Origin of the sequence: Phenylobacterium hankyongense, from assembly GCF_003254505.1 — a bacterium.
GTDB lineage: Bacteria > Pseudomonadota > Alphaproteobacteria > Caulobacterales > Caulobacteraceae > Phenylobacterium > Phenylobacterium hankyongense.
Window position 1 is genome coordinate 1,373,756 of sequence record NZ_QFYP01000001.1, and the last position, 23,413, is coordinate 1,397,168.

21 protein-coding genes are annotated in these 23,413 nt (G+C 71.7%); 20 read left to right on the forward strand and 1 reads right to left on the reverse strand.

From position 1 onward, the window contains the following. Window positions 1-12: 12 nt before the first annotated feature. The 15 genes from DJ021_RS06645 (at window position 13) to trmB (ending at window position 15,757) form a co-directional block, all read left to right on the forward strand. Window positions 13-2,835, forward strand: coding sequence for a [protein-PII] uridylyltransferase (locus DJ021_RS06645; protein WP_111456796.1), 2,823 nt, complete (start codon window positions 13-15; stop codon window positions 2,833-2,835). An 82-nt stretch (window positions 2,836-2,917) separates the two neighbouring features. Continuing rightward, window positions 2,918-4,558: a murein biosynthesis integral membrane protein MurJ gene (murJ, locus tag DJ021_RS06650; RefSeq protein WP_243626122.1), complete on the forward strand. Its 1,641-nt coding sequence runs from the start codon at window positions 2,918-2,920 to the stop codon at window positions 4,556-4,558. A 136-nt stretch (window positions 4,559-4,694) separates the two neighbouring features. Beyond that, window positions 4,695-5,729: a tryptophan--tRNA ligase gene (trpS, locus tag DJ021_RS06655; protein WP_111456797.1), complete on the forward strand. Its 1,035-nt coding sequence runs from the start codon at window positions 4,695-4,697 to the stop codon at window positions 5,727-5,729. Window positions 5,730-5,778: 49 nt separating this feature from the next. Continuing rightward, window positions 5,779-6,252, forward strand: coding sequence for a universal stress protein (locus DJ021_RS06660; RefSeq protein ID WP_111456798.1), 474 nt, complete (start codon window positions 5,779-5,781; stop codon window positions 6,250-6,252). A gap of 50 nt (window positions 6,253-6,302) precedes the next feature. Then, entirely contained in the window at window positions 6,303-6,878 is a 576-nt protein-coding gene (locus tag DJ021_RS06665) for a NifU family protein (protein WP_111459007.1), read from the forward strand. Between the two features lie 42 nt (window positions 6,879-6,920). Further along, a complete protein-coding gene (gene tsaB, locus DJ021_RS06670) occupies window positions 6,921-7,547 on the forward strand; it encodes a tRNA (adenosine(37)-N6)-threonylcarbamoyltransferase complex dimerization subunit type 1 TsaB (RefSeq protein ID WP_207801886.1) in 627 nt (208 codons plus the stop codon). After that, window positions 7,544-8,023, forward strand: a complete 480-nt coding sequence (locus DJ021_RS06675) for a GNAT family N-acetyltransferase (RefSeq protein WP_341538132.1) — start codon at window positions 7,544-7,546, stop codon at window positions 8,021-8,023. The genes tsaB and DJ021_RS06675 overlap by 4 nt, the downstream gene beginning before the upstream one ends. 73 nt (window positions 8,024-8,096) lie before the next feature. Beyond that, window positions 8,097-8,468, forward strand: coding sequence for a Fur family transcriptional regulator (locus DJ021_RS06680; protein ID WP_111459009.1), 372 nt, complete (start codon window positions 8,097-8,099; stop codon window positions 8,466-8,468). Between the two features lie 60 nt (window positions 8,469-8,528). Then, window positions 8,529-9,884, forward strand: coding sequence for a tRNA (N6-isopentenyl adenosine(37)-C2)-methylthiotransferase MiaB (gene miaB / locus DJ021_RS06685; protein WP_111456800.1), 1,356 nt, complete (start codon window positions 8,529-8,531; stop codon window positions 9,882-9,884). After that, window positions 9,881-10,831: a PhoH family protein gene (locus DJ021_RS06690; protein WP_111456801.1), complete on the forward strand. Its 951-nt coding sequence runs from the start codon at window positions 9,881-9,883 to the stop codon at window positions 10,829-10,831. Before miaB ends, DJ021_RS06690 begins: the two co-directional genes overlap by 4 nt. Further along, entirely contained in the window at window positions 10,828-11,310 is a 483-nt protein-coding gene (ybeY, locus tag DJ021_RS06695; RefSeq protein ID WP_111456802.1) for an rRNA maturation RNase YbeY, read from the forward strand. The genes DJ021_RS06690 and ybeY overlap by 4 nt, the downstream gene beginning before the upstream one ends. After that, window positions 11,285-12,184 carry a hemolysin family protein gene (locus DJ021_RS06700; RefSeq protein ID WP_111456803.1) on the forward strand — a complete coding sequence of 300 codons (900 nt, stop codon included), beginning with the start codon at window positions 11,285-11,287 and terminating at the stop codon, window positions 12,182-12,184. The genes ybeY and DJ021_RS06700 overlap by 26 nt, the downstream gene beginning before the upstream one ends. Window positions 12,185-12,189: 5 nt before the next feature. Continuing rightward, on the forward strand, window positions 12,190-13,764 hold the full coding sequence (gene lnt, locus DJ021_RS06705) for an apolipoprotein N-acyltransferase (protein ID WP_243625917.1): 1,575 nt from the start codon (window positions 12,190-12,192) through the stop codon (window positions 13,762-13,764). Window positions 13,765-13,838: 74 nt separating this feature from the next. After that, window positions 13,839-15,059, forward strand: a complete 1,221-nt coding sequence (gene metK, locus DJ021_RS06710; protein WP_111456805.1) for a methionine adenosyltransferase — start codon at window positions 13,839-13,841, stop codon at window positions 15,057-15,059. A 23-nt stretch (window positions 15,060-15,082) separates the two neighbouring features. Next, the gene (gene trmB, locus DJ021_RS06715) at window positions 15,083-15,757 is read left to right on the forward strand and encodes a tRNA (guanosine(46)-N7)-methyltransferase TrmB (protein WP_111456806.1); all 675 of its coding nucleotides are present in this window, start codon (window positions 15,083-15,085) and stop codon (window positions 15,755-15,757) included. An 8-nt stretch (window positions 15,758-15,765) separates the two neighbouring features. On the opposite strand, the gene ppa is transcribed toward trmB, so the two are convergent. Next, window positions 15,766-16,299 carry an inorganic diphosphatase gene (gene ppa / locus DJ021_RS06720; protein WP_111456807.1) on the reverse strand — a complete coding sequence of 178 codons (534 nt, stop codon included), beginning with the start codon at window positions 16,297-16,299 and terminating at the stop codon, window positions 15,766-15,768. Window positions 16,300-16,554: 255 nt separating this feature from the next. On the opposite strand from ppa, the gene rimP reads away from it, so the two are divergent. The 5 genes from rimP (at window position 16,555) to DJ021_RS06745 (ending at window position 23,406) form a co-directional block, all read left to right on the forward strand. Beyond that, window positions 16,555-17,100 carry a ribosome maturation factor RimP gene (gene rimP, locus DJ021_RS06725; RefSeq protein ID WP_111456808.1) on the forward strand — a complete coding sequence of 182 codons (546 nt, stop codon included), beginning with the start codon at window positions 16,555-16,557 and terminating at the stop codon, window positions 17,098-17,100. Window positions 17,101-17,112: 12 nt separating this feature from the next. Further along, complete coding sequence (nusA, locus tag DJ021_RS06730; RefSeq protein WP_111456809.1) at window positions 17,113-18,828, forward strand: transcription termination factor NusA; 1,716 nt, start codon at window positions 17,113-17,115, stop codon at window positions 18,826-18,828. A 69-nt stretch (window positions 18,829-18,897) separates the two neighbouring features. Beyond that, window positions 18,898-19,560: an RNA-binding protein gene (locus tag DJ021_RS06735; protein WP_111456810.1), complete on the forward strand. Its 663-nt coding sequence runs from the start codon at window positions 18,898-18,900 to the stop codon at window positions 19,558-19,560. Between the two features lie 92 nt (window positions 19,561-19,652). Further along, window positions 19,653-22,721, forward strand: coding sequence for a translation initiation factor IF-2 (gene infB / locus DJ021_RS06740; RefSeq protein WP_111456811.1), 3,069 nt, complete (start codon window positions 19,653-19,655; stop codon window positions 22,719-22,721). A gap of 184 nt (window positions 22,722-22,905) precedes the next feature. After that, window positions 22,906-23,406: a DUF2939 domain-containing protein gene (locus DJ021_RS06745; protein ID WP_111456812.1), complete on the forward strand. Its 501-nt coding sequence runs from the start codon at window positions 22,906-22,908 to the stop codon at window positions 23,404-23,406. Window positions 23,407-23,413 lie beyond the last annotated feature (7 nt).

Here is a 23,413-nt window from a genome sequence, read left to right on the forward strand (position 1 = left end):
ATCTGCCCGCCCATGCCGCCTCGCCTTCGCCCCACACGCCTTGAGTATGTCGTCGACGGCGTGCGGCTGCGCGCCCAGCTGTCGGCCGCGGCGCTGGAGGCCTCCGGCGACGTCGCCCAGCGCAAGGCGGCGCTGGACATCCTCAAGGCGGCGCTGTTCCGTGGGCGGATGATCGCCAAGGAGCGGCTGGAGAACGGCGCCGGCGGCATCGAGACCGCCCGCCTGTTGTCCGGCGTCACCGACGAGGTGATCACCGCGCTGTGGGACTTCACCACCGTCCACATCTTCCGCGCCCGCAATCCCACCGAGGGCGAGCGGCTGGCGCTGATGGCGGTCGGCGGCTACGGCCGCGGCACGCTGGCGCCCTACTCCGACATCGATCTGCTGTTCGTGCGCCCCTACAAGCAGACCGCCCACGCCGAGAGCGTCATCGAGTACATGCTCTACGCCCTGTGGGACCTGGGCTTCAAAGTCGGCCACGCCTCGCGGACCATCGACGAATGCGTGAAGCTGGCGCGCGAGGACTTCACCATCCGCACCTCGATCCTGGAGGCCCGCCGGCTGGCCGGGGACGAGACCCTCGCCGCCGAGCTGGTGCGCCGCTACCAGGCCGAGGTGGTGAAGGGCACGGGCGCGGAATTCGTCGCCGCCAAGCTCAAGGAGCGCGACGACCGGCACGCCCGCGCCGGCGCCAGCCGCTACATGGTCGAGCCAAACGTCAAGGAGGGCAAGGGCGGCCTGCGCGACCTCAACACCCTGTTCTGGATCGCCCAGTACCTGCATCCCGGCGAGCCCATCGAGAAGGTGATGCAGCTGGAGATGTTCGGCCAGCGCGAGGTGCGCATCTTCATCCGCGCCTTCGATTTCCTGTGGGCGGTGCGCAGCCACCTGCACTTCACCACCGGCCGGCCCGAGGAGCGGCTGACCTTCGACCTGCAGCCGGAGATCGCCCGGCGGATGGGCTATGGCGATCGCGGCGACGCCCCGGCCGTCGAGCGGTTCATGCGCCGCTACTTCCTGTTCGCCAAGGAGGTGGGCTCGCTGACCCGGGTGTTCGCCGCCAAGCTCGAGGCCGACCGGGTGAAGAGCGCCCCGCGCGGCATCTCCCGCCTGCTGCCGAGCCGGCGGCCGAAGCGCAAGCCGCTGGCCGAACCGGGCTTCCACGAGGTCAGCGGCCGCCTGGACGTCGACGGGGCGGAGACCTTCGAGCGCGACCCGGTGAACCTGCTACGGCTGTTCAAGCTGGCCGACGAGCGCAACCTCGACTTGCATCCGGACGCCTTCACCCTGGCGACCCGCGCGGCCGGCCTGATCACCTCGGCGGTGCGCCGCGACCCCGCCGCGGCCAAGGTGTTCCTGGCGACCCTGACCCAGGGCCGCGACCCGCAGCGGACCCTGGCGCTGATGACCGAGGCCGGCGTGCTGGGCCGCTACATGCCGGAGTTCGGGCGGATCGTCGCCCAGATGCAGTTCAACATGTACCACTCCTACACCGTGGACGAGCACACCCTGCGGGCGGTGGGGGTGATCGCCGAGATCGCCGCCGGCCGGTTCGCCGAGGACCACCCGCTGTCGACCCTGGTCATGCCGCTGATCGACGACCGCGAGGCGCTGTTCCTGGCCATGCTGCTGCACGACACCGGCAAGGGCGGCGTCGGCGGGCAGGAGAAGGCCGGCGCGCGGGCGGCGCGGCAGGCCTGCGAGCGGCTGGGCCTGGAGCGCTCGAAGATCGAGCTGGTCGCCTGGCTGGTCGAGCACCACCTGGTGATGAGCGACTACGCCCAGAAACGCGACATCTCCGATCCGCGCACGGTCAGCGACTTCGCCGCCATCGTGCAGACGCCCGAGCGCCTGCGGCTGCTGCTGGTGCTGACGGTGGCCGACATCCGCGCCGTGGGCCCCGGCGTCTGGAACGGCTGGAAGGGCCAGCTGATGCGCGAGCTTTACGGGGCGACGGAAGCGGTGTTCCGCGGCGGCCGCGGCTCCGACACCGCCGCCGCCCTGAAGCGCTACCACGAGAACGCCGCCTACGACGCCCGCGTGCGGGTCGCCCGGGCCGATCCCGCCTCCGAGGCCTGGGCCGACGCCATGGAAGACGCCTATTTCAGCGCCTTCACCGAGGCCGAGGTGCTGGCGCACGCCGGCCTCTCGCGCCGTGCGGCGCAGGCCGGCGGCGCGGCCGCCGAGGGCAAGGTGCGCGCCGACCGCAACGCCGCCGAGGTGGTGGTCGCCGCCACCGACCGGCCGCGGCTGTTCGTCGACCTGGCCGCCGCGATCACCGGCGCCGGCGCCAATGTGGTGGGCGCGCGGGTGTTCACCTCCCGCTCGGGCCAGGCGCTGGACGTGTTCAACGTGCAGGACGTCACCGGCCAGCCCTATGGCGCGGCCGACCCGCGCGCGCTGGTCCGCCTGACGCAGGCCCTGGAGGCCGCCGCCCGCGGCGAAGCGGCGCCCCGCGAGCCGCGCCGCGGCGCCGACCAGGCGCGCACCGCGGCCTTCTCGATCACGCCGACGGTGATGCTGGACAACGACGCCTCGGAGACCTCGACGGTGGTGGAGGCCTCCGGCCGCGACCGGCCGGGGCTGCTGGCGGCCCTGGCGCGGGCCATCTCCGATGCCGGCCTGTCGATCCTGTCGGCCCACATCGACGGCTACGGCGAGCGGGCGGTGGACGCCTTCTACGTGGTCGGCCCCGACGGCGGGAAGCTCACCGACGGCCGCAAGCGCCACGCCCTGAAGGCGGCGCTGGAAGCCGCCCTGGTCGCCGACGACGACGGCGCGCCGGCCCGCCCCCGCGCCAATTTGCAACGCGCGCGCGCCAGCGTGGCCCGCTAGGTTGCGGCGAGTTCCACAGGATCCTGCCGTGACCGAGACGCCGCTCGCCGCGACCGACGATACCGCGCCCCCGACCAACAGCATGAAGTCCGACAGCATGAAGTCTGACAGCATGAAGTCTGGCGGCCTGATCCGTTCGTCGATGATCTATTCGGCCTTCACCCTGGTGAGCCGGCTGGCGGGCTTCGCCCGCGACCTGGCGGTCAGCTATTCCATGGGCGCGAGCGCGACCTTCGCCGCCGACGCCTTCAACACCGCCTTCGCCTTCCCGAACCTGTTCCGCCGGATCTTCGCCGAGGGCGCCTTCGCGGCCGCCTTCGTGCCGGCCTATTCGCGCTCGCTGGAGAAGGACGGCGAGGAGATCGCCGACGTGCTGGCGGCCGACGCCATGGCGACGCTGGCGGCGGCGACGCTGCTCATCACCGTGGTCGCCGAGCTGACCATGCCGTGGCTGATGTACGCCATCGCGCCGGGCTTCGCGGCCAACCCCGAGAAGTTCAAGCTGGCGGTGCTGCTCACCCAGATCACCATGCCCTACCTGCCGTGCATGGCGATCTACGCCCACCTGTCCGGCGTGCTGAACGCCCGCAACCGGTTCGTGCTGTCGGCGGCCGCGCCGATCCTCCTGAACATCTGGACCCTGGTCACCGTGCTGCCGACCCACACCCCGGTGGACGCGGCCAAGTGGGCCTCGATCGGCGTGGTGATCGCCGGCGTCTCCCAGGCCGGGCTGTTGTGGTGGGGGGTCAACAAGGCCGGCGCCAAGGTCCATTTGCGCTGGCCGCGGCTGACGCCGGAGATCAAGCACCTGATCGCGCTCGCCATCCCCGGCGCGATCGGCGCCAGCGCCAGCCAGATCAACATCTTCGTCTCCGGCATCCTGGTCAGCCAGGTGAACGGCGCCCGCTCGTGGCTGGCCTATTGCGACCGCCTCTACCAGCTGCCGCAGGGCCTGGTGGGGGTGGCGATCGGCGTGGCGCTGCTGCCGCGGCTGTCGCGCGCCGTGCAGGCCGACGACCGGCATGCGGCGAGCTCGGCCATGGACGAGGCCATCGTCTTCTCCATGGCCCTGACCCTGCCGGCCGCGGCGGCCCTGGTCTCGATCCCGTTCTTCATCATCGACGCCCTCTACACCCGCGGCGCCTTCACCACCGCCGACGCCCACCAGACCGCCGCGGCCCTGCTGCACTACGGCTGGGGCGTGCCGGCCTTCGTGCTGGCGCAGCTGTTCTCCCGCGCCTTCTTCGCCCGCCAGGACACCCGCACCCCGATGCGCTACGCCCTGGTGGCGGTGGCGGTGAACGTGGTGCTGGGCGTCAGCCTGTTCCACTTCATCGGCGTGCCGGGGATCGCCGCGGCGACCGCCTTCGCCTGGTGGCTGAACGTGGTGATGATGGGCGCGGCGCTGGCCCGGCGCGGCCACTATCGGCCGAGCCCGCGGGCGGTGTCCAAGCTGATCCGCATCCTGGCCGCCAGCGTGGCGCTCGGCCTGCTGCTGGGCGCGGCCTCGCACTTCCGCGACGTGATCTCCGGCCTGCTCGCGCCGCTCAGCGTCGGGCCGCTGCACGGCAAGGAGATCGCCATCGCCGTCGTCGTGGTGCTGGGCGCGGCGCTCTATCCGGCGCTGCTGTTCGCCTCCGGCGGCCTGACCCTGGCCGAGGCCCGCTATGCGCTGCGCCGCCGCCGCGGCGACCCGCCCGAGGGCCCGGCGGACTTGCCCTGAGCCGGCTGAGCGCCTATTCGCACGGCATGGCTTTCCCCGGACGCAATAGCTGGCGATGGCGCTGAGCCGCCTCACCCCGCCGCGCTGACCGCGCGGCCTTGCGCCCTCGCGTCCACAGCCTCAGAAGCCTGAACCCATGACCGACCAAGCCCCAGCCCCTTACGCGGGCCCGAAACGCGTGCTCTCCGGCGTGCAGCCGTCCGGCGACCTGCACCTGGGCAACTACCTCGGCGCGCTGGTGAAGTTCGCCCGCCTGCAGCACGAGATCGAGACCTTCATCTTCGTCGCCGACCTGCACGCCATCACCGCCTGGCAGGAGCCGTCGAAGCTGAAGCAGCAGGTGCGCGAGATCGCCGCCGCCTACCTGGCCACCGGCCTCGACCCCAAGGTGGCGACCATCTTCGCCCAGTCCGCGGTGCCGGCGCACGCCGAGCTCGCCTGGGTGTTCAACTGCGTCGCGCGGCTCGGCTGGCTCGACCGGATGACCCAGTTCAAGGACAAGGCCGGCAAGCACAAGGAGCGCGAGAGCGTCGGGCTCTACACCTACCCGGTGCTGCAGGCCGCCGACATCCTGGTCTACAAGGCCACCCACGTGCCGGTGGGCGAGGACCAGCGCCAGCACCTGGAGCTGACCCGCGACATCGCCGCCAAGTTCAACCACGACTTCGACGCCCCGGGCTTCTTCCCCCTGCCGGACGCCCTGACCCAGGGCCCGGGGGCGCGGATCATGTCGCTGCGCGACGGGTCGGTGAAGATGTCCAAGTCCGACCCCTCGGACAATTCGCGGATCAACCTCACCGACGACGCCGACACCATCAGCCAGAAGATCCGCAAGGCCCGCACCGACGCCGACGTCCTGCCGGAAAAGCTCGAGGAACTGGAAGGCCGCGCCGAGGCGCAGAACCTGGTGGGCGTCTATGCGGCGCTGGCCGGCCGTACCGCCCAGGAGGTGCTGAGCGAGTTCGCCGGCCAGGGCTTCGGGGCGTTCAAGCCGAAGCTGGCGGACCTGGCGGTCTCGGTGATGGGGCCGATCGGCGGGGAGATGCGGCGGCTGCTGTCCGACCCGGCGGAAATCGACCGCATCCTGGGCGCCGGGGCCGAACGGGCCCGCGAGGTCGCCGCCCCGAACCTGGCCGAGGTCAAGAAGCTGGTCGGCTTCTGGGCGGGGTGATCGCGCCAAGCCTTGCCTCGGCCCCGGCGGCGCGGCACCGTCGCGCCGCATGAGCCCGCGCAAGTTCCTCGTGGTCGCCGACGACAGCCCGGAGTTCCGGACCGCGCTGCGCTTCGCCTGCCGTCGCGCCCGCTCCACCGGCGGCCATGTGGCGATCCTGCGGGTCATCGAGCCGGCGGTGTTCGAGCACTGGAGCGGCGTGCGCGAGGAGATCGAGCGCCAGGCGCGCGACGAGGCGGAGGCCGTGCTGCAGGCCTCGGCGGAGTACGTCCAGGCCGAGACCGGCTTCCCGCCGGAATTCCTGATCAAGCACGCCGACAACATGCGCGCCGGCCTGCGCGCGGCGATCAGCGAGGACCCGGACATCAAGATCCTGGTGCTCGCCGCCGCCGTCGAGGGGCGGGGGCCGGGGCCGCTGATCGCCTCGCTCGCCAAGGAGGGCGTCAAGTGGGGCGCCCGCAAGCTGCCGGTGACCCTGGTGCCCGGCGACCTCAGCGATGACGAGATCGCCGACCTCGCCTGAGCGGGGGCGCGTGACTTGCGTCCGTGGCGCGGCGGGGCCACATCTGGGCCATGTTCATCCAGACCGAAGTCACGCCCAACCCCGAGGTCCTGAAGTTCCTGCCCGGCCGCGAGGTCATGGGCGAGGGCACGCGCGACTTCCGCGGGGCGGACGAGGCGCAGGCCTCGGCGCTGGCCGCCGACCTGTTCGACATCGATGGCGTGACGCGGGTGTTCTTCGGCCCCGACTTCGTCACCGTCGGCAAGGACGAGGACCACGACTGGTCGCACCTGAAGGCGCCGATCCTGGCCTCGATCATGGACCACTTCACCTCCGGCCGGCCGCTGTTCGCGGAGGAAGGCGACCAGTCCGGCGGGCATGACGAAGGCGTCTACGAGGGCGAGACCGCCCAGATCGTCGCCGAGATCAAGGACCTCCTGGACACCCGCATCCGCCCGGCGGTGGCGCAGGACGGCGGCGACATCCTGTTCTCCAAGTTCGACGAGAAGACCGGCGTGGTCTGGCTCAACATGCGCGGCGCCTGCTCCGGCTGCCCCTCGTCCACCGCGACCCTGAAGGCCGGGGTCGAGAACATGCTCAAGCACTACGTCCCCGAAGTGACCCGGGTCGAACAGACCCTGGGCTAAGGCCTTCCTGCTTCCGTCCGGATCGTGTAGCGCCGCCCGATGATCGTGCTCGGGCTCGACACCTGCCTCAACGCCTGCTCCGTCGCCGTCCTGCAGGACGGGCGCGCGCTGGCCCATGAGTCCGAGGTGATGGCCCGCGGCCACCAGGAGCGGCTGGCCCCGATGGCCCAGCGCGCCATGCAGGCGGCCGGCCTCGGCTTCGACCGGCTGGAACGGATCGGCGTGACGGTCGGCCCCGGCTCCTTCACCGGCCTGCGCGTCGGCCTGGCGTTCGGCAAGGGGCTGGGCGCGGCGCTGGGCGTCCCGGTGATCGGGGTCGGCACGCTGGAGGCGCTGGGCGCGGAGGCCGAGGGGCTGGTGTTCGCCGCCGTCGACGCCCGGCGCGACCAGGTCTACCTGCAGGCCTTCGAGGCCGGGCGTGCGCTGATGGCCCCCGACGTGCTGCCGGTGGAGACCGCCTGCGCGCGGGTCGCGGAGCTGGCCATGGGCCGCTCGCCCACCTTCGTCGGCTCCGGCGGACCGCTGCTGGCCGGCGTCGCCCCCGGCGCGCGGTTGGTCGCCTCGGAGGGCGCCGATGCGCGGATCGTCGCCCGGCTCGCCGCCGGCCGCGACGCCGCCCCGCCCCGCCCGCTCTACCTCCGCGCCCCCGACGCCCGGCTGCCGGCGTGAGCGGGGGATCGGTGAAGCTCGTCTGGGCGACCGCCGCCGAGGCCCCGGCCATGGCCGCCGCCCACGCCGGCGCCTTCGACGCGCCCTGGCGGGAGGACGAGTTCGAGGACCTGCTGGAGGGCCAGGGCATCTTCGGCTTCCTGGCCACCGACGGGGAGCCCGCCCAGCCGCTCGGCGTCATCCTCTGCCGGGTCGCCGCCGACGAGATGGAGGTGCTGACGGTGGGCGTCCCGACCGCGGCCCGCCGCCGCGGCGTCGCCCGCGCGCTGATGGTCGCCGCCCTCGGCGCCGCGCGGCAGGCCGGCGCGACGGCGGCCTTCCTCGAGGTGGCGGTGGACAACGAGGTCGCGGCGGCGCTGTACGAGGCGCTCGGCTTCCGCCGCGCCGGCCTGCGGCGCGAGTACTATGATCGCGGCGAGGCCGGCCTCGCCGACGCCCTGGTGATGCGTCTCGACCTTGGGCCTGCGGCCCCTTAGACCTATCCTTGCGTCGAGGAGACTGGAGTGCGCCGTGTCGGACCGAATCGAAAAGCTCTGCATCGATAAGGGCATGCGCATGACCGAGCAGCGCCGGGTGATCGCCCACGTGCTCTCGGACGCCCACGACCATCCCGACGTGGAAGAGCTGCATCGCCGCGCCCACGCCGTGGACCCGCACATCTCCATCGCCACCGTCTACCGGACCGTGCGGCTGTTCGAGGAGGCCGGGATCATCACCCGCCACGAGTTCCGCGACGGCCGCTCGCGCTACGAGGAGCAGCCGGAGGAGCACCACGACCACCTGATCGACATGAAGACCGGCCAGGTGGTGGAGTTCGTCGACAAGGAGATCGAGGCCCTGCAGGAGGCCATCGCCCGCAAGCTCGGCTACCGGCTGGTGGACCACCGCCTCGAGCTCTACGGCATGCCGATCGAGGAATAGCCCGGCCGGCAGGATGTGGCGAAACTTGCGCCCGCCTCTCGTGGACACCATAACCGCCTGATGTCCGGGACCGCGCCCACCAAGCGCCTCTACATCAAGACCTACGGCTGTCAGATGAATGTCTACGACAGCGAGCGGATGGCCGACGTGCTGTCGCCGCTGGGCTATGTGGCGACCGACAGCCCGGAAGGCGCGGACCTGGTGGTGCTGAACACCTGCCACATCCGCGAGAAAGCCACCGAGAAGGTCTATTCCGAGCTCGGCAAGCTGCGCGAGATGAAGGACGCCCGCGCGGCCGAGGACGGCGCGGTGATGAACATCGTCGTCGCCGGCTGCGTCGCCCAGGCGGAGGGCGAGGAGATCATGCGCCGCCAGCCGGCGGTGGACCTGGTGGTCGGGCCGCAGGCCTATCACCAGCTGCCCGAGCTGATCGCCCGCACCCACCGCGCCCGCGGCGAGCGGTTGGCCGCCGACTTCGCGGCCGAGGAGAAGTTCGACGCCCTGCCGGTCGAGCGCCGGCCCACCGGCGTCACCGCCTTCCTCACCGTGCAGGAGGGCTGCGACAAGTTCTGCACCTTCTGCGTGGTGCCCTACACCCGCGGCGGCGAGTGGTCGCGCAGCCCGCAGACCATCGAGGCCGAGGCCCGCGGCCTGGCCGCTCAAGGGGTCCGCGAGGTCACCCTGCTGGGCCAGAACGTCAACGCCTACGCGGGTGAGGGCGGGCTGGCGGCGCTGGTGCGGCGGCTGGCGGAGATCCCCGGCCTCGACCGCATCCGCTACACCACCAGCCATCCGCGCGACATGGACGACAGCCTGATCGCCGCCCACGCCGAGGTCGAGGCGCTGATGCCGTACCTGCACCTGCCGGTGCAGTCGGGCTCGGACAAGGTGCTGAAGGCCATGAACCGGGCGCACACCGCCGACAGCTACCTGCGGCTGGTGGAGAAGATCCGCGCCGCCCGGCCGGATATCGCCATGTCGGGCGACTTCATCGTCGGCTTCCCCGGCGAGCGCGACGCCGATTTCGAGGCCACCCTGCAGCTGGTGCGCGAGGTCGGCTACGCCGCGGCCTTCACGTTCAAGTATTCGCGCCGGCCGGGCACGCCGGCGGCGGCCATGCCCGGGCAGGTGGCCGAAGCGGTCAAGGACGAGCGGCTCGCGCGCCTCAACGCCCTCCTGGAAGACCAGCAGCGGGCGTTCAACGCCAGCCAGGTCGGCCGCACCCTGCCGGTGCTGTTCGAACGGCGCGGCCGCCATCCCGGCCAGCTGATCGGCCGCAGCCCCTATCTGCAGTCGGTGCACGTCAGCGCGCCGGATCGTCTGATCGGCCAGATCGTTCCGGTGCGGATCGAGGACGCCGCCCGGATGAGCCTGGCGGGCGTGCTCGCGGAGACTGCGGAGCTGGAGCCAGTTTGAGCCGCGCACCGGAATTCATCACCCTGTCCGACGCCGCCGTGCGCGCGGTGGCGGGCGCCAACAGCCGCCATGCCGCGCTGATCGAGGACGCCTTCGGCGTGCTGGTGGAGACCCCCGGCGGCGGGGTGTCCCTGAACGGCGACACCAAGTCCCGCGCCCAGGCCAAGAAGGCCGTGCAGGCCATCGCCGAGCGCGCCGACCAGGGCCTGGAGATCGGCGAGGCCGACGTGCGCGTGGCGATCGGCAACGCCCGCAGCGGCCAGACCGGACCCGGCCAGCTGCCGATCGGCCGCCGCGGCCAGGTGGCGCCGAAGACCGCCACCCAGGCGGAGTACCTGCAGGCGCTCGGCCGCTGCGAGCTGGTGTTCGGCCTCGGCCCGGCCGGCACCGGCAAGACCTTCCTGGCGGTGGCGCACGGCGCGGGCCTGCTGCTGCGCGGCGAGGTCGACCGGCTGATCGTCTCGCGCCCGGCGGTCGAGGCCGGCGAGCGGCTGGGCTTCCTGCCCGGCGACCTCACCGAGAAGGTCGATCCCTACATGGCGCCGGTGTGGGAGGCGCTGACCGACATCCTCGGCGCCGAGCAGCTGCGCCGCCGCCGCGAGAAGGGCGAGATCGAGGTCGCCCCGATCGCCTTCCTGCGCGGCCGCACGCTGTCCCACGCCTTCGTCATCGTCGACGAGGCGCAGAACGCCTCGCGCGCCCAGATGAAGATGGTGCTGACCCGGCTGGGCGAGGGCGCGCGGATGGCGGTGACCGGCGACCCCACCCAGATCGACCTGACCAATCCCAACGATTCCGGCCTCGCCCACGCCGTGGGCCTGCTGGAAGGGGTCAAGGGCATCGGCGTCACCCGGTTCACCGCCGAGGACGTGGTCCGCCACCCGCTCGTCGAGCGGATCGTGCGCGCCTACGACGCCGACGCGGCCAAGCGCGGGCGGACGGTTTGATCGATATCGAGATCGAGGATGCGGCGTGGAGCGAGGCGTTGGCCGACGCCGAGGGCCTCGTGCGCGCCGCCGCCGAGGCGACCCTGGCCTGCGAGGGCGCCGACGGCGAGGGCGTGACCCTGCTGCTCACCGACGACGAGAGCGTGCGCGAGCTCAACGCCCGCTTCCGCCAGAAGGATTCGCCGACCAACGTGCTGTCGTTTCCGGCGCCGCATAATCCCGAGCGTCATCTGGGCGACGTGGCCCTGGCCTATGGGGTCTGTGCGCGCGAGGCTCGCGAGCAAGGCAAGTCGCTGGAACATCATCTGCAGCATCTGGTGGCGCATGGGGTGCTCCACCTTCTAGGATACGATCACATGACCGATGGGGAGGCCGAAGCGATGGAAGGCCTCGAACGCATCGTCCTGGCCGGATTGGGCGTCCCCGATCCCTATGCGGCCGGTGAGGGAGACCATGACCGACCCCGACCCTTCGAGTAGCTCCGACCCCGCCCCCAAGGGCCGCGGGGTGATGGGGCTGATCAACCGCTTCCGCAGATCGCACGCCGAGCCCGATCCCAATGCGCCGGAGCCGGAAACCGCGGCCACCGGCGAGCTGGTGAGCCAGGCCCGCGCCTTCCAGGACCTGCGCGTCGAGGACGTGATGAAGCCGCGGGCCGACATCGTGGCGGTGGAGAAGACCTCCACCTTCGCCGAGGTGGTCGCCCGGTTCGTGGAGTCCGAGCACTCGCGGATGCCGGTCTACAAGGAGACCCTCGACGAGCCGGTGGGCGTGGTCCACGTCAAGGACGTCTTCAAGCTCCTGGCCCGCAAGACCCGCAAGCCGAAGCCCGAGGACCAGATCCTGCAGGGCGGCCGCCACCTGGTGCGCAAGCTGCTCTACGTGCCGCCGTCGATGCCGGCCGCGACCCTGCTGGCGCTGATGCGCAGCCGGCGCAGCCACATGGCCCTGGTGATCGACGAGTTCGGCGGCACCGACGGCCTGGTGACGCTCGAGGACCTGCTGGAGAAGCTGGTGGGCGAGATCGCCGACGAGCACGACGAGGAGGGCGATCAGGCCTTCTCGCCGATCGCCGAGGACGAGCTGGGCTGGATCGTCGACGGCCGCGCGCCGCTGGAGGAGCTGGAGTCGGTGATCGGCGACGGCGTCGACCTCGCGCCCCCCGACCTCGACGAGGAGATCGACACCGTGGCCGGGCTGGTGAACGCGCTGGCTGGCCGGGTGCCGCAGCGGGGCGAGAAGATCGAGCACCCCGGCGGCTTCCTGATCGAAGTGCTCTCCGCCGATCCGCGCCGCGTGAAGCGCGTGCGGGTGCGCCGCGCCGCCACCCCGCCCGCCGTTCCGCAGGCCTGAGCCGGGTGCTGCGATCGTCGCCCTGGACGGCGCGGGCCTGGGCGCTGTGCGCGGGCCTGGCCGCCGGCCTCGCCCATCCGCCCTTCGGGATCCTGCCGGGCCTGCTCGGCTACGCCCTGATCCTGGCCCTGATCGACCGCGACAGCCCGCAGCCGCTGCGTTCGGCCTTCCTGCGCGGCTGGCTGGCGGGCGTGGGCTACTTTTCCATCAGCGTCTGGTGGGTGGTCGAGCCGTTCATGGTCGACGCCAAGACCCAGGGCTGGATGGCCCCGTTCGCGCTGCTGCTGATGGCGGCGGGCCTGGCGCTGTTCTGGGGCTTCGCGGCCCTGGCCTACAAGGCGCTGAAGCCGCGCGGGCTGGCCCGGGTGCTGGTGTTCGCCGGCTGCCTCGCCGGCGTCGAGTGGCTGCGCGGCCACGTGCTCACCGGCTTTCCCTGGGACCTGCCGGGCGAGGCATGGCCGGCCGGCTCGGCGCCCTCGCAGGCGGCCAGCGTGGTCGGCGCCTATGGCCTGAGCTGGATCACCGTGGCGCTGGCCGCCGCGCCGGCGGTGTTGTTCGGCCCGGTGAGCCGGCGCGCCCGCGCCGTGGCGGCCGCGATCATGCTGGCGGCGTTCGCCGGCCTCTATGGCTTCGGCGTCGCCCGGCTGGCGCAGGCGGCGCAGACGCCGGCCTCCGCGCCGCTGGTCCGCTTGGTGCAGGCCAACATCGACCAGAAGGAGAAGTGGCGGCCGGAGAACCTCGACCTGATCTTCGAGACCTATGTCGGCCTGACCCGGCGGCCGGGGCCGACGCCGGACATCGTGGTCTGGCCGGAGGGCGCGCTGCCGGCGGTGGTCGACGACCTGCTGGCGCCCGGCTCGCCCTACGGCCCGCGGCTGGTGGCGGCGCTGTCGCCGGGCCAGACCCTGCTGATGGGCGCCAACCGCGCCGAGCTCGGTCCCAACGGCCAGCCGCGCTATTTCAACAGCCTGCTGGCGCTGCGCCGCGAGGCCGGGAGCCTGCGGGTCACGGGCGTCTACGACAAGCACCGGCTGGTGCCGTTCGGCGAGTTCATGCCGCTGGCCAGCCTCGCCACCGAGGTCGGCTTCCGCAGCCTGGTGCACATGCCCGACGACTTCACCGCCGGGCCGCCGTCCCGGCCGCTGAGCCCGGCCGGCCTGCCGCCGCTGCAGCCGCTGATCTGCTACGAGGCGCTGTTCCCGGGGCTGACCCGCGAGGGCGCCGCCAACCAGGGCGTCCGCCCCGCCTGGATCCTCAATGTCTCCAACGACGCCTGGTTCGGGGTGACCAGCGGCCCGCTGCAGCACCTGAACATCGCCAGCTACCGGGCGATCGAGGAGGGGCTGCCGATCATCCGCGCCACGCCCACCGGCGTCTCGGCGGTGATCGACGCCTACGGCCGCGTCGAGCCCGGCGCGCGCCTGGGCCTGGGGGCGCTGGGCGTCATCGACCGGCGCCTGCCGCCGGCGCTGCCGGCGACGCCCTATTCCCGGCACGGCGACCTGGCGTTCCTGGTCATGCTGCTGGCGTCCGCGCTCGCGGCGGCCGCGCATCGCGTACGCGCGCTTGGCGGGACATAAAGATTTCTTTATAGGCTTGCCGACCTCGTATCGGCGCTCGCCCCTGGGCGACGCCTCTGTCCCGGAGCCAGCGCGTGAGCCGTTCCAGCTACATCTTCACCAGTGAAAGCGTGTCCGAGGGCCACCCCGACAAGGTCGCCGACCGGATCTCCGACACCGTGGTGGACGCCTTCCTGAGCGTCGAGCCGGAGGCGCGCGTCGCCTGCGAGACCCTGGTGACCACCAACCGGATCGTGCTGGCGGGCGAAGTCCGCGCCGGCCGCCCCGGCGGCTCCAAGGCCGAGAACAAGGCGCTGACCAAGGACATCGTCCGCGAGCTGGAGCCGAAGGTGCGCCAGGCGGTGAAGGACATCGGCTACGAGCAGAAGGGCTTCCACTGGGCCAAGGCCCGGTTCGCCTGCCACCTGCACCCGCAGTCGGAGCACATCGCCCGCGGCGTCGACGCCTCCGACAAGAAGGACGAGGGCGCGGGCGACCAGGGCATCATGTTCGGCTACGCGGTGGACGAGACCCCGGCGCTGATGCCGGCCACTCTGCAATACGCCCACGAGATCCTGCGCCGGCTGGCCGAGGTCCGCCACTCCGGCGAGTGCGCGCCGCTGGAGCCCGACGCCAAGAGCCAGGTCACCCTGCGCTACGAGGACGGCCGTCCGGTGGAAGTGCTGCAGATCGTGGTCTCCACCCAGCACAAGAAGCGGATCGGCCTGCACTCGGCGACGCCGAAGCGGATCGAGGCGCTGATCCGCCCCTACGTGGAAGGCGTCTTCCCCGACGGCCTGATCACCAGGAAGACCAAGTGGCACGTGAACCCCACCGGCCGCTTCGAGATCGGCGGCCCGGACGGCGACGCCGGCCTCACCGGCCGCAAGATCATCGTCGACACCTACGGCGGCGCGGCGCCGCACGGCGGCGGCGCCTTCTCCGGCAAGGATCCGACCAAGGTCGACCGCTCCGCCGCCTACGCCTGCCGCTACCTGGCCAAGAACGTGGTCGCCGCCGGCCTGGCGCGCAAGTGCACCATCCAGATCAGCTATGCGATCGGCGTCGCCGAGCCGCTGAGCTTCTACGTCGACCTGCACGGCACCGGCGAGATCGATCCCGCCAAGCTGGAGCTGGCGCTGCCGGAGATGATCGGCGGGGCGACGCCGCGGGCGATCCGCGAGCACCTGGGCCTCAACCGGCCGATCTACGCCCGCACCGCCTCCTATGGCCACTTCGGCCGCCAGCCGGACAACGAGGGCGGCTTCTCCTGGGAGCGCACCGACCTGGCGGCGGAGCTGAAGGCGCTGGCCTAGCCGCCGCGACGGTGGGCAGGTCCATGTCCGACGACCATCCGCTGCTGCGCTCCTACGGCCGCATCAAGTCGCGCACCATCAAGCCGCGGCAGGCGGCGCTGATGGAGACCCTGCTGCCGCAGCTCCGCGTGCCGGAGGGCCCGATCGATCCGGCGGCGCTGGCGCCCGGCGCGGCCGAGGTCTGGCTGGAGATCGGCTTCGGCGGCGGCGAGCACCTGGCGGGGCAGGCGGCGCGGCGGCCGGACGTGCTGCTGATCGGCGCCGAGCCGTTCCAGAACGGCGTCGCCAGCGCGCTGCGCCACCTCGACGAGCAAGGCCTGACCAATGTGCGGGTGCACGACGGCGACGCCCGCGACCTGTTGGCGCGGCTGCCGGATGCCAGCCTGGACCGGGTGTTCGTGCTGTTTCCCGACCCCTGGCCGAAGGCGCGGCACCACAAGCGCCGCCTCTTGCAGGCCGACACCGCCGCCGAGCTGGCGCGGGTGCTGAAGCCCGCAGGCCGGCTGAGGTTCGCCAGCGACTGGGCGGACTATGTGGACTGGACGCTGGAGCGGGTGAGCGCCAATCCGGCCTTCCGCTGGACGGCGGAGCGGGCGGACGACTGGCGCACCCCGCCGGCCGACCACCTCACCACCCGCTATGAGGAGAAGCGCCTGGGCGACTGCGCCCCGGTGTTCCTCGACTTCGTCCGGACCTAGCGCCCCACCTAGACGCCGGCCTTTGCGCGCTCGATGGAGGCGCGGATCAGTTCGCCGGCTTCCTCGGGATCGGCCCAGCCGACGATCTCCACCGACTTGCCCTTTTCCAGGTCCTTGTAGTGCTGGAAGAAGTGGGCGATCTGCTCGGTCAGGATGGTCGGCAGCGAGCGCCAGGAATCCACGCCCATGTAGAAGGGGTGGAGCTTGTCGACCGGCACCGCCAGGATCTTCTCGTCGCCGCCGGCCTCGTCGCGCATGATCAGCGCGCCCACCGGGCGGCAGCGGATGATCGCGCCGGGCACCACCGGCGTCGGCCCCACCACCATGATGTCCATCGGGTCGCCGTCGTCGGCCAGGGTGTGCGGGATGAAGCCGTAGTTGCCCGGATAGAACATGGCGGTGTGCAGGAAGCGGTCGACCATCAGCGCGCCCGAGTCCTTGTCGAGCTCGTACTTCACCGGTTCGCCGCCCTGCGGGATCTCGATGATGGCGTTGACGTCGTAGGGCGGGTTCACGCCGATGGCGATCTTGGAGAGGTCCATGGGGAGGAGAGCCTTCAGAGAGACACACAAAGCGGAGGCGCGCTCTGTGGACTATTCGTCGCGAATACGGAAGCCCGGCTTCGCTGGCGTCGCCGCCGGCCCCGCCCGCAAAGGCCGCGAGTCGGGACGGGGCTGACAACCGGACTTCGAGAGGCTATATTCGCTCGCAACATCGTCCGTTAGCGCTGTATGGCGCCTACGAGCGGCGGGCTTCGGCCCGGCCGCTTTTTTATTTGCCGGAGGACGGCCTGAGCTATGCGCGGGAAGACCGCCGAGGACCTGAACCTGCTTGAGCTGCTCGACCCCGTGGCCGAGGCCGCCGGCTATGAGATCGTGCGCCTGCGCCTGATGGGCGGCGAGCACGCGCGGCGGCTGCAGATCATGGCCGAGCGGCCCTCCGACGGCGACATGAACGTCGAGGACTGCGCCCGCCTGTCGCGCGCCATCTCCGAGATCATGGACGCCGCCGACCCGATCGCCGGCGAATACACCCTCGAAGTGTCCTCGCCCGGCGTCGACCGGCCGCTCACCCGGCTGAAGGACTTCGAGACCTACGAGGGCTACGAGGCGCGCATCGAGCTCGACCGCATGGCCGAGGGGCGCAAGCGCTTCAAGGGCGTGCTGGCCGGGATCGACGACCAGTCGATCGCCATCGACCTGGAGGGCGAGGAGCACACCGCCCTGGTGCCGTTCGCCTGGATCGTCGAGGCCAAGCTCGTCCTCACCGACCAACTTATGAAGCGGGGCGCGGATGTCCGCGCCGCGCGGCTGCAATCCGACCAACAGCAGACTTCCGAGTAGAGGGATCATCCCATGAGCCTGACCGGCATTTCGGCCAACCGGCTTGAACTTCTCCAGATCGCCGAGGCGGTCGCCCGTGAAAAGTCGATCGACAAGGAGATCGTCATCGAGGCGATCGAGGAAGCGATCCAGAAGGGCGCCCGCGCCCGCTATGGCGCTGAGCACGACATCCGCGTGCACATCGATCCGAAGACCGGCGAGACCACCGTCAAACGCTTCGTGACCGTCGTCGAGGACGACGCGGCCTTCGGCACCACGGTGGGCGAGGACGGCGAAGAGGTCCCGGCGGAGGAGCCGGCCGGCGTGCTGCGCCTGTCCGACGCCAAGCGCACCGACAAGGACGCCTTCGTGGGCAAGACCTACGAGGAGATCCTGCCGCCCTTCGAATTCGGCCGGGTGCAGACCCAGATGGCCCGCCAGGTGGTGACCGGCAAGGTCCGCGAAGCCGAGCGCGAGCGCCAGTTCGAGGAGTTCAAGGACCGGGTCGGCGAGATCGTCAACGGCACCGTTAAGCGGGTCGAATACGGCAACGTGGTCGTCGACCTCGGGCGCGGCGAAGGCATCATGCGCCGCGACCAGTCGATCCCGCGCGAGAACTTCAACCTCGGCGACCGGATCCGCTGCTACATCTACGACGTCCGCCGCGAGACCAAGGGCCCGCAGATCCTGCTGTCCCGCGCCCACGGCGGCTTCATGGCCAAGCTGTTCGCGCAGGAAGTGCCGGAAGTCTACGACGGGGTCATCGAGATCCGCGCCGTGGCCCGCGACCCGGGCAGCCGCGCCAAGATGGCGGTGGTCTCCAACGACAGCTCCATCGACCCGGTCGGCGCCTGCGTCGGCATGCGCGGCAGCCGCGTGCAGGCGGTGGTGGCCGAACTGCAGGGCGAGAAGATCGACATCATCCAGTGGAGCCCGGACGAGGCGACCTTCATCGTCAACGGCCTGGCGCCGGCGGAAGTCTCCAAGGTCGTCATGGACGAGGAAGACGAGCGCGTCGAAGTCGTGGTGCCCGACGAGCAGCTGTCGCTGGCCATCGGCCGCCGCGGCCAGAACGTCCGCCTCGCCAGCCAGCTGACCGGCTGGCAGATCGACATCATGACCGAGAGCCAGGAGAGCGAGCGCCGCCAGCGCGAGTTCACCGAGCGCACGGCGCTGTTCCAGGAAGCCCTGGACGTCGACGAGGTCATCGCCCAGCTGCTGGTCACCGAAGGCTTCGCCACCGTCGAGGACGTGGCCTACGTCGACCCCTCCGAGATCGCCGCAATCGAGGGCTTCGACGAGGACACCGGCGAGGAGATCCAGGCCCGCGCCCGCGACTACCTGGACAAGGAAGCCGCCGAGTACGACGGCAAGCGCCGCGAGCTGGGCGTCGAGGACGGCCTGCTGGAGATCGAAGGCGTCACCCTGCCGATGGCCGTGGCCCTCGGCGAAGGCGACGTGAAGTCCGTCGAGGACCTCGCCGGCCTGGTGCCCGACGACCTGCGCGGCTGGTTCGAGAGCAAGAACGGCGAGCGCGTGCGCGAGCCGGGCATCCTCGAAAGCTTCAACCTCGAGCCCCAGGACGCCGAGCTGCTGATCATGCGCGCCCGGATCGCCATGGGCTGGGTCGAGGCGCCGCCGGAACCGGAGCCGGAGCCTGAAGCGGAGGTCGAGGCCGAGCCCGAGGCCATCGAGAACACAGAGGCCTTCGCCGAGGCCGAGATGGAAGGCGAGGCGCGGGACGCCTAGTTGGTCCCAGCCGCGGATGAAGCGCAGGTGGACTCCGTGACGACCGAAGCCCCAGACCCGCCCGAACCATTGTCCGAACCGGCGCCCGAACGGCCGGCGGACACCTCGCGGCCGGCCACCTTGGCGCAGGCCGAGCGTGAGCGGCGCGACATCGTCTCCGGCGAGGTGATGGAGGAGCCGCGGCTGATCCGCTTCGTGGCCGGCCCCGACGGGGTGGTCGTCCCCGACCTGGCGCGCAAGCTGCCGGGCCGCGGCCTGTGGGTGGCGGCCGACCGCGAGTCGGTGGCCGCCGCGGCGAAGAAGGGCCTGTTCTCGCGCGCCGCCAAGGCCAAGCTCTCCGCGCCGCCGGACCTGGCCGGCCAGGTCGAAATGCTGCTCAAACGCCGGCTTTTGGCGGCCGTGGGGCTTGCACGGCGGGGCGGCGACCTTACCTCAGGCTTCGAGAAGGTCTCCGCCGCGATCGTGTCCGGCAAGGCGGCCTGGCTGATCGAGGCGTCGGACGGCGCCGCGGACGGCCGTCGGAAGATCTGGGCGCAAGCCCGCAAGCAGCCCCGCCCGCCCGGCCTCGTCGGCGTCTTTACGGCGTCTGAATTGGGTTTGGCCTTGGGACTGGAGAATGTGATACACACCGCCTTCCTTGCGGGGCGAGCCGCCGATCATTGGGCCCTGGACGTCCAGCGGTTGTCGGGCTTTTGCCCGCTCCTTCCTGAGAGTTGGCGCGAGGAGCCTTGAGAGGCGAAGCGGAGCCGTAAGGTTTCCGCCCGTCACTCATTTGACTATCGATCTTTGGTCGGGACCGCCCGGCCGGTGAGTAAAGCGAGCGCATGAGCGACGAGAACAACAACGGCCGCAACTCCGCCCCGGGCGGACGCCAGCCCCTGACCCTGAAGCCCCGTGGGGCCGGATCGGTCAGCGCCGGCACGGTGAAGCAGAGCTTCAGCCATGGCCGTTCGAAGACCGTGGTGGTCGAGACCAAGCGGGCCCGCACCCATGGCGGTGGCGGCGGCAACCTTGCGGCTCCCTCCTCGGCCGAGAAGCGAGTGTTCGAGCCCCGGCCGGCCGCTCCGGCCGCCGCTCCGCGCGGTCCGCAGGGCGCGCCGCAGGACGGCCTCAGCGCCGAGGAGCGCGCCTCGCGTCAGCGCGCCATCGAACTGGCCCGCCAGCAACAGGAACGCCAGGCCGCCGAGCGCAGCGCCCAGGAAGAGCGCACCCGCGCCGCCGCCGCCGCCGCGGCGGCTGAAGCCGCTGCGGCTCGCGCCCCGGCCCCGCCGGCCGCCGCCGCGCCCGCCGCCGCCGCTCCGCCGGCCGCGCCTGCTCCGGCGGCTCCGGAACCGACCGTCGCTGCAGCCCCGCCGGCCGCCGCCCAACCCGCTGCCGCCGCCGCCCCGGCTCCGGCCGCAGCGCCTGCGGCGCCCGCCGCCCAGGCTTCGGCGCCCCACGCTCCCGCGCCCCACGCTCCCGCGCCCCAGGCCGCCGCGCCCGCTCCGCGCCCGCCGGCGCAGGGCGGCAGCCAGACCCGCACCTATCAGCCGTCGCCGGAGCGCCGCGACGACCGGGCCAGCACCACCACCTATCGGCCCGCGCCGCCGGCCGCGCGTTTCGAAAGCGCGACCTTCAACCAGCGCGCGCCGCGCCCCGACGCGCGTCCGCCGCGCGACGACCGCGGCCCGCGTCCGACCGCGGATTCGCGTCCGCCCCGCGACAACGACCGTGGCCCGCGCCCCGGCGCCGACACCGTGCGCTATTCGGCGCTCGCGCCGCGTCCGGCTCCGCCGCGCGACGGCGCACGCGGTCCCGGCGGCCCGCGGGGCGCGCCCCGCATCGGCCCCGCCGCTCCGCCGGCGACGCCCGAGGTCCAGCGCGCCGCCCGCCAGGCGCCGCGTCCCGGCGGCGGCGGCGCCGCCGCCGACCGGCGTCCGGACGAGGACGATCGTCGCCGCGACGCCGCGCCCTCCAAGGCCATCTCCCGCGCCAAGGGCGCTCCGCAGCGCCGCGAAGGCCGCCTGACCATCCAGGCGGTGGCCGGCGACGACGAGGGCGCCGTCGATCGGATGCGCTCGCTCGCCTCGGTCCGCCGGGCGCGCGAACGTGAACGCGAGAAGCGCAAGGGCGGCGGCCAGGAGCAGGTCCGCGCGGCCCGCGAAGTGGTCATCCCCGACGTCATCACGGTGAGCGAGCTCGCCAACCGGATGGCGATCCGCGGCGTGGAGATCATCAAGTTCCTGATGCGTCAGGGCGTGATGCTGAAGATCAACGACGTCATCGACAACGACACCGCCGAGCTGGTGGCCACCGAATTCGGCCACACCGTGCGCCGCGTGTCGGAAGCCGATGTCGAAAGCGGCTTCATCGGCGCCGAGGACGTGGACGACCATCTGCTGCCGCGTCCGCCGGTGGTCACCGTCATGGGCCACGTCGACCACGGCAAGACCAGCCTGCTCGACGCCCTGCGCTCCACCGACGTGGTGTCGGGCGAGCACGGCGGCATCACCCAGCACATCGGGGCCTATCAGGTCCGCCTTCCGGACGGCCAGCGCGTCACCTTCCTCGACACGCCCGGCCACGCGGCCTTCTCGGCCATGCGGATGCGCGGCGCGACGGTCACCGACATCGTGATCCTGGTGGTGGCGGCCGACGACGGCGTCATGCCGCAGACGATCGAGGCCATCAATCACGCCAAGGCCGCCGGCGCCCCGATGATCGTGGCGATCAACAAGATGGACAAGCCCGGCGCCGATCCGACCCGGGTGATCAACGAGCTGCTGCAGCATGAGATCGTGGTCGAGAGCCTCGGCGGCGACACCCAGGCCATCGAGGTCTCCGCGACCAAGAAGACCGGCCTCGAGGACCTGATCGAAGCCATCCTGCTGCAGTCCGAAGTGCTCGACCTGAAGGCCAACCCCGACCGCACCGCCGACGGCGTGGTGATCGAGGCGAAGCTGGATCGCGGCCGCGGCGCGGTCTCCACCCTGCTGGTCAAGCGCGGCACCCTGAAGCGCGGCGAAATCGTCGTCGCCGGCGATCACTGGGGCCGGGTTCGCGCCCTGCTCAACGAGCGCGAGGAACAGGTCAACGAAGCCGGGCCGTCGGTGCCGGTGGAAGTCCTCGGCCTCGACGGCACGCCCGCGCCGGGCGAGCCGTTCGCCGTGGTCGAGAACGAAGCCCGCGCCCGCGAACTCACCGAGTACCGCGTCCGCGTGAAGCGCGAGAAGGCCGGCGCGCCGACGCAGGGCGCCAGCCTGGCCGAGATGATGGCCAAGATCACCGACAAGAAGGTCTCCGAGCTGCCGGTGATCATCAAGGCCGACGTGCAGGGCTCCGCCGAAGCCATCGTCGGCTCGCTGGACAAGATCGGCACCGACGAGGTCCGCGCGCGGATCATCCTGTCGGGCGCCGGCGCGATCAGCGAGAGCGACGTGATGCTGGCCAAGGGGGCCGGTTCGCCGATCCTCGGCTTCAACGTCCGCGCCTCGAAACAGGCCCGCGACCTCGCGGAACGCGAGGGCGTCGAGATCCGCTATTACGCGATCATCTACGACCTGATCGACGACATCAAAGGCGTGCTCTCGGGCATGCTGGCGCCGATCCAGCGCGAAACCTTCCTGGGCAACGCCGAGGTCCTCCAGGCCTTCGACATCACCAAGGTGGGCCGCGTGGCCGGTTGCCGCGTCACCGACGGCGTGGTCCGCAAGGGCGCCCGGGTCCGGATCATCCGCCAGGACGTGGTGGTGCTGGAACTCGGCACCCTGCAGACGCTCAAGCGCTTCAAGGACGAGGTCAACGAGGTCCAGTCCGGCCAGGAGTGCGGCATGGCCTTCGCCGGCTTCCAGGACATCAAGGTCGGCGACACCATCGAGTGCTTCACCCTCGAAGAGGTCAAGCGCACGCTCTAGGCGGACGCTTCAGCTGAACAACGGCAGAGCCCCGGAGCGCACCTCCGGGGCTTTTTCGTTTGAGCCATCCTCCGGTCAATGTTTTACCCGCTCTTCCCGGCGAAGGCCGGGACCCAGGTGAAACCCACCGGGTTCTGCGGCTGAATCTGGATCCCGGCCTTCGCCGGGACGAGCGGAGGTGGACATGGTCCGCGGCCTTTTGATCATCATGCTGGCGTCCGCCCTCGTCGCCTGCGCCTCCGTCCATCGGCTGGACGCGGCCAATGACGTGCATGCGCTGCTGCTTTCCATCCGCGACGACGACCAGGCGACCTTCGACGCCCACGTCGACCGCGCCGCCCTGAAGAAGGAGCTGCAGGCCAAGCTCGACGAGCGGCTCGCCAAGGACGACCGGCTGAAGGGCCTGGCGGCGCTGCTCGGACCGCAGGTGGTCGACTTCGCCGGCGACGCCCTGGTGCAGCCCCGGGTCTTCAAGGTGGTGGCCGAGCAGTACGGCTACACGCCGGCCACCCGGATCCCCGGACCGGTGGTGATCGCCAGCGCGCTGAAGGTGATGCCGGACGGCCGGGTCTGCGCCACCAAGAAGAAGGACGGCCCCTGCCTCCTGATGTTCACCAAGGAAGAGGGCGTCTGGAAGCTGACCGGCTTCGAGGGCGACACCTCGATGCTGCGCATCAAGCTCTGATCGGCCG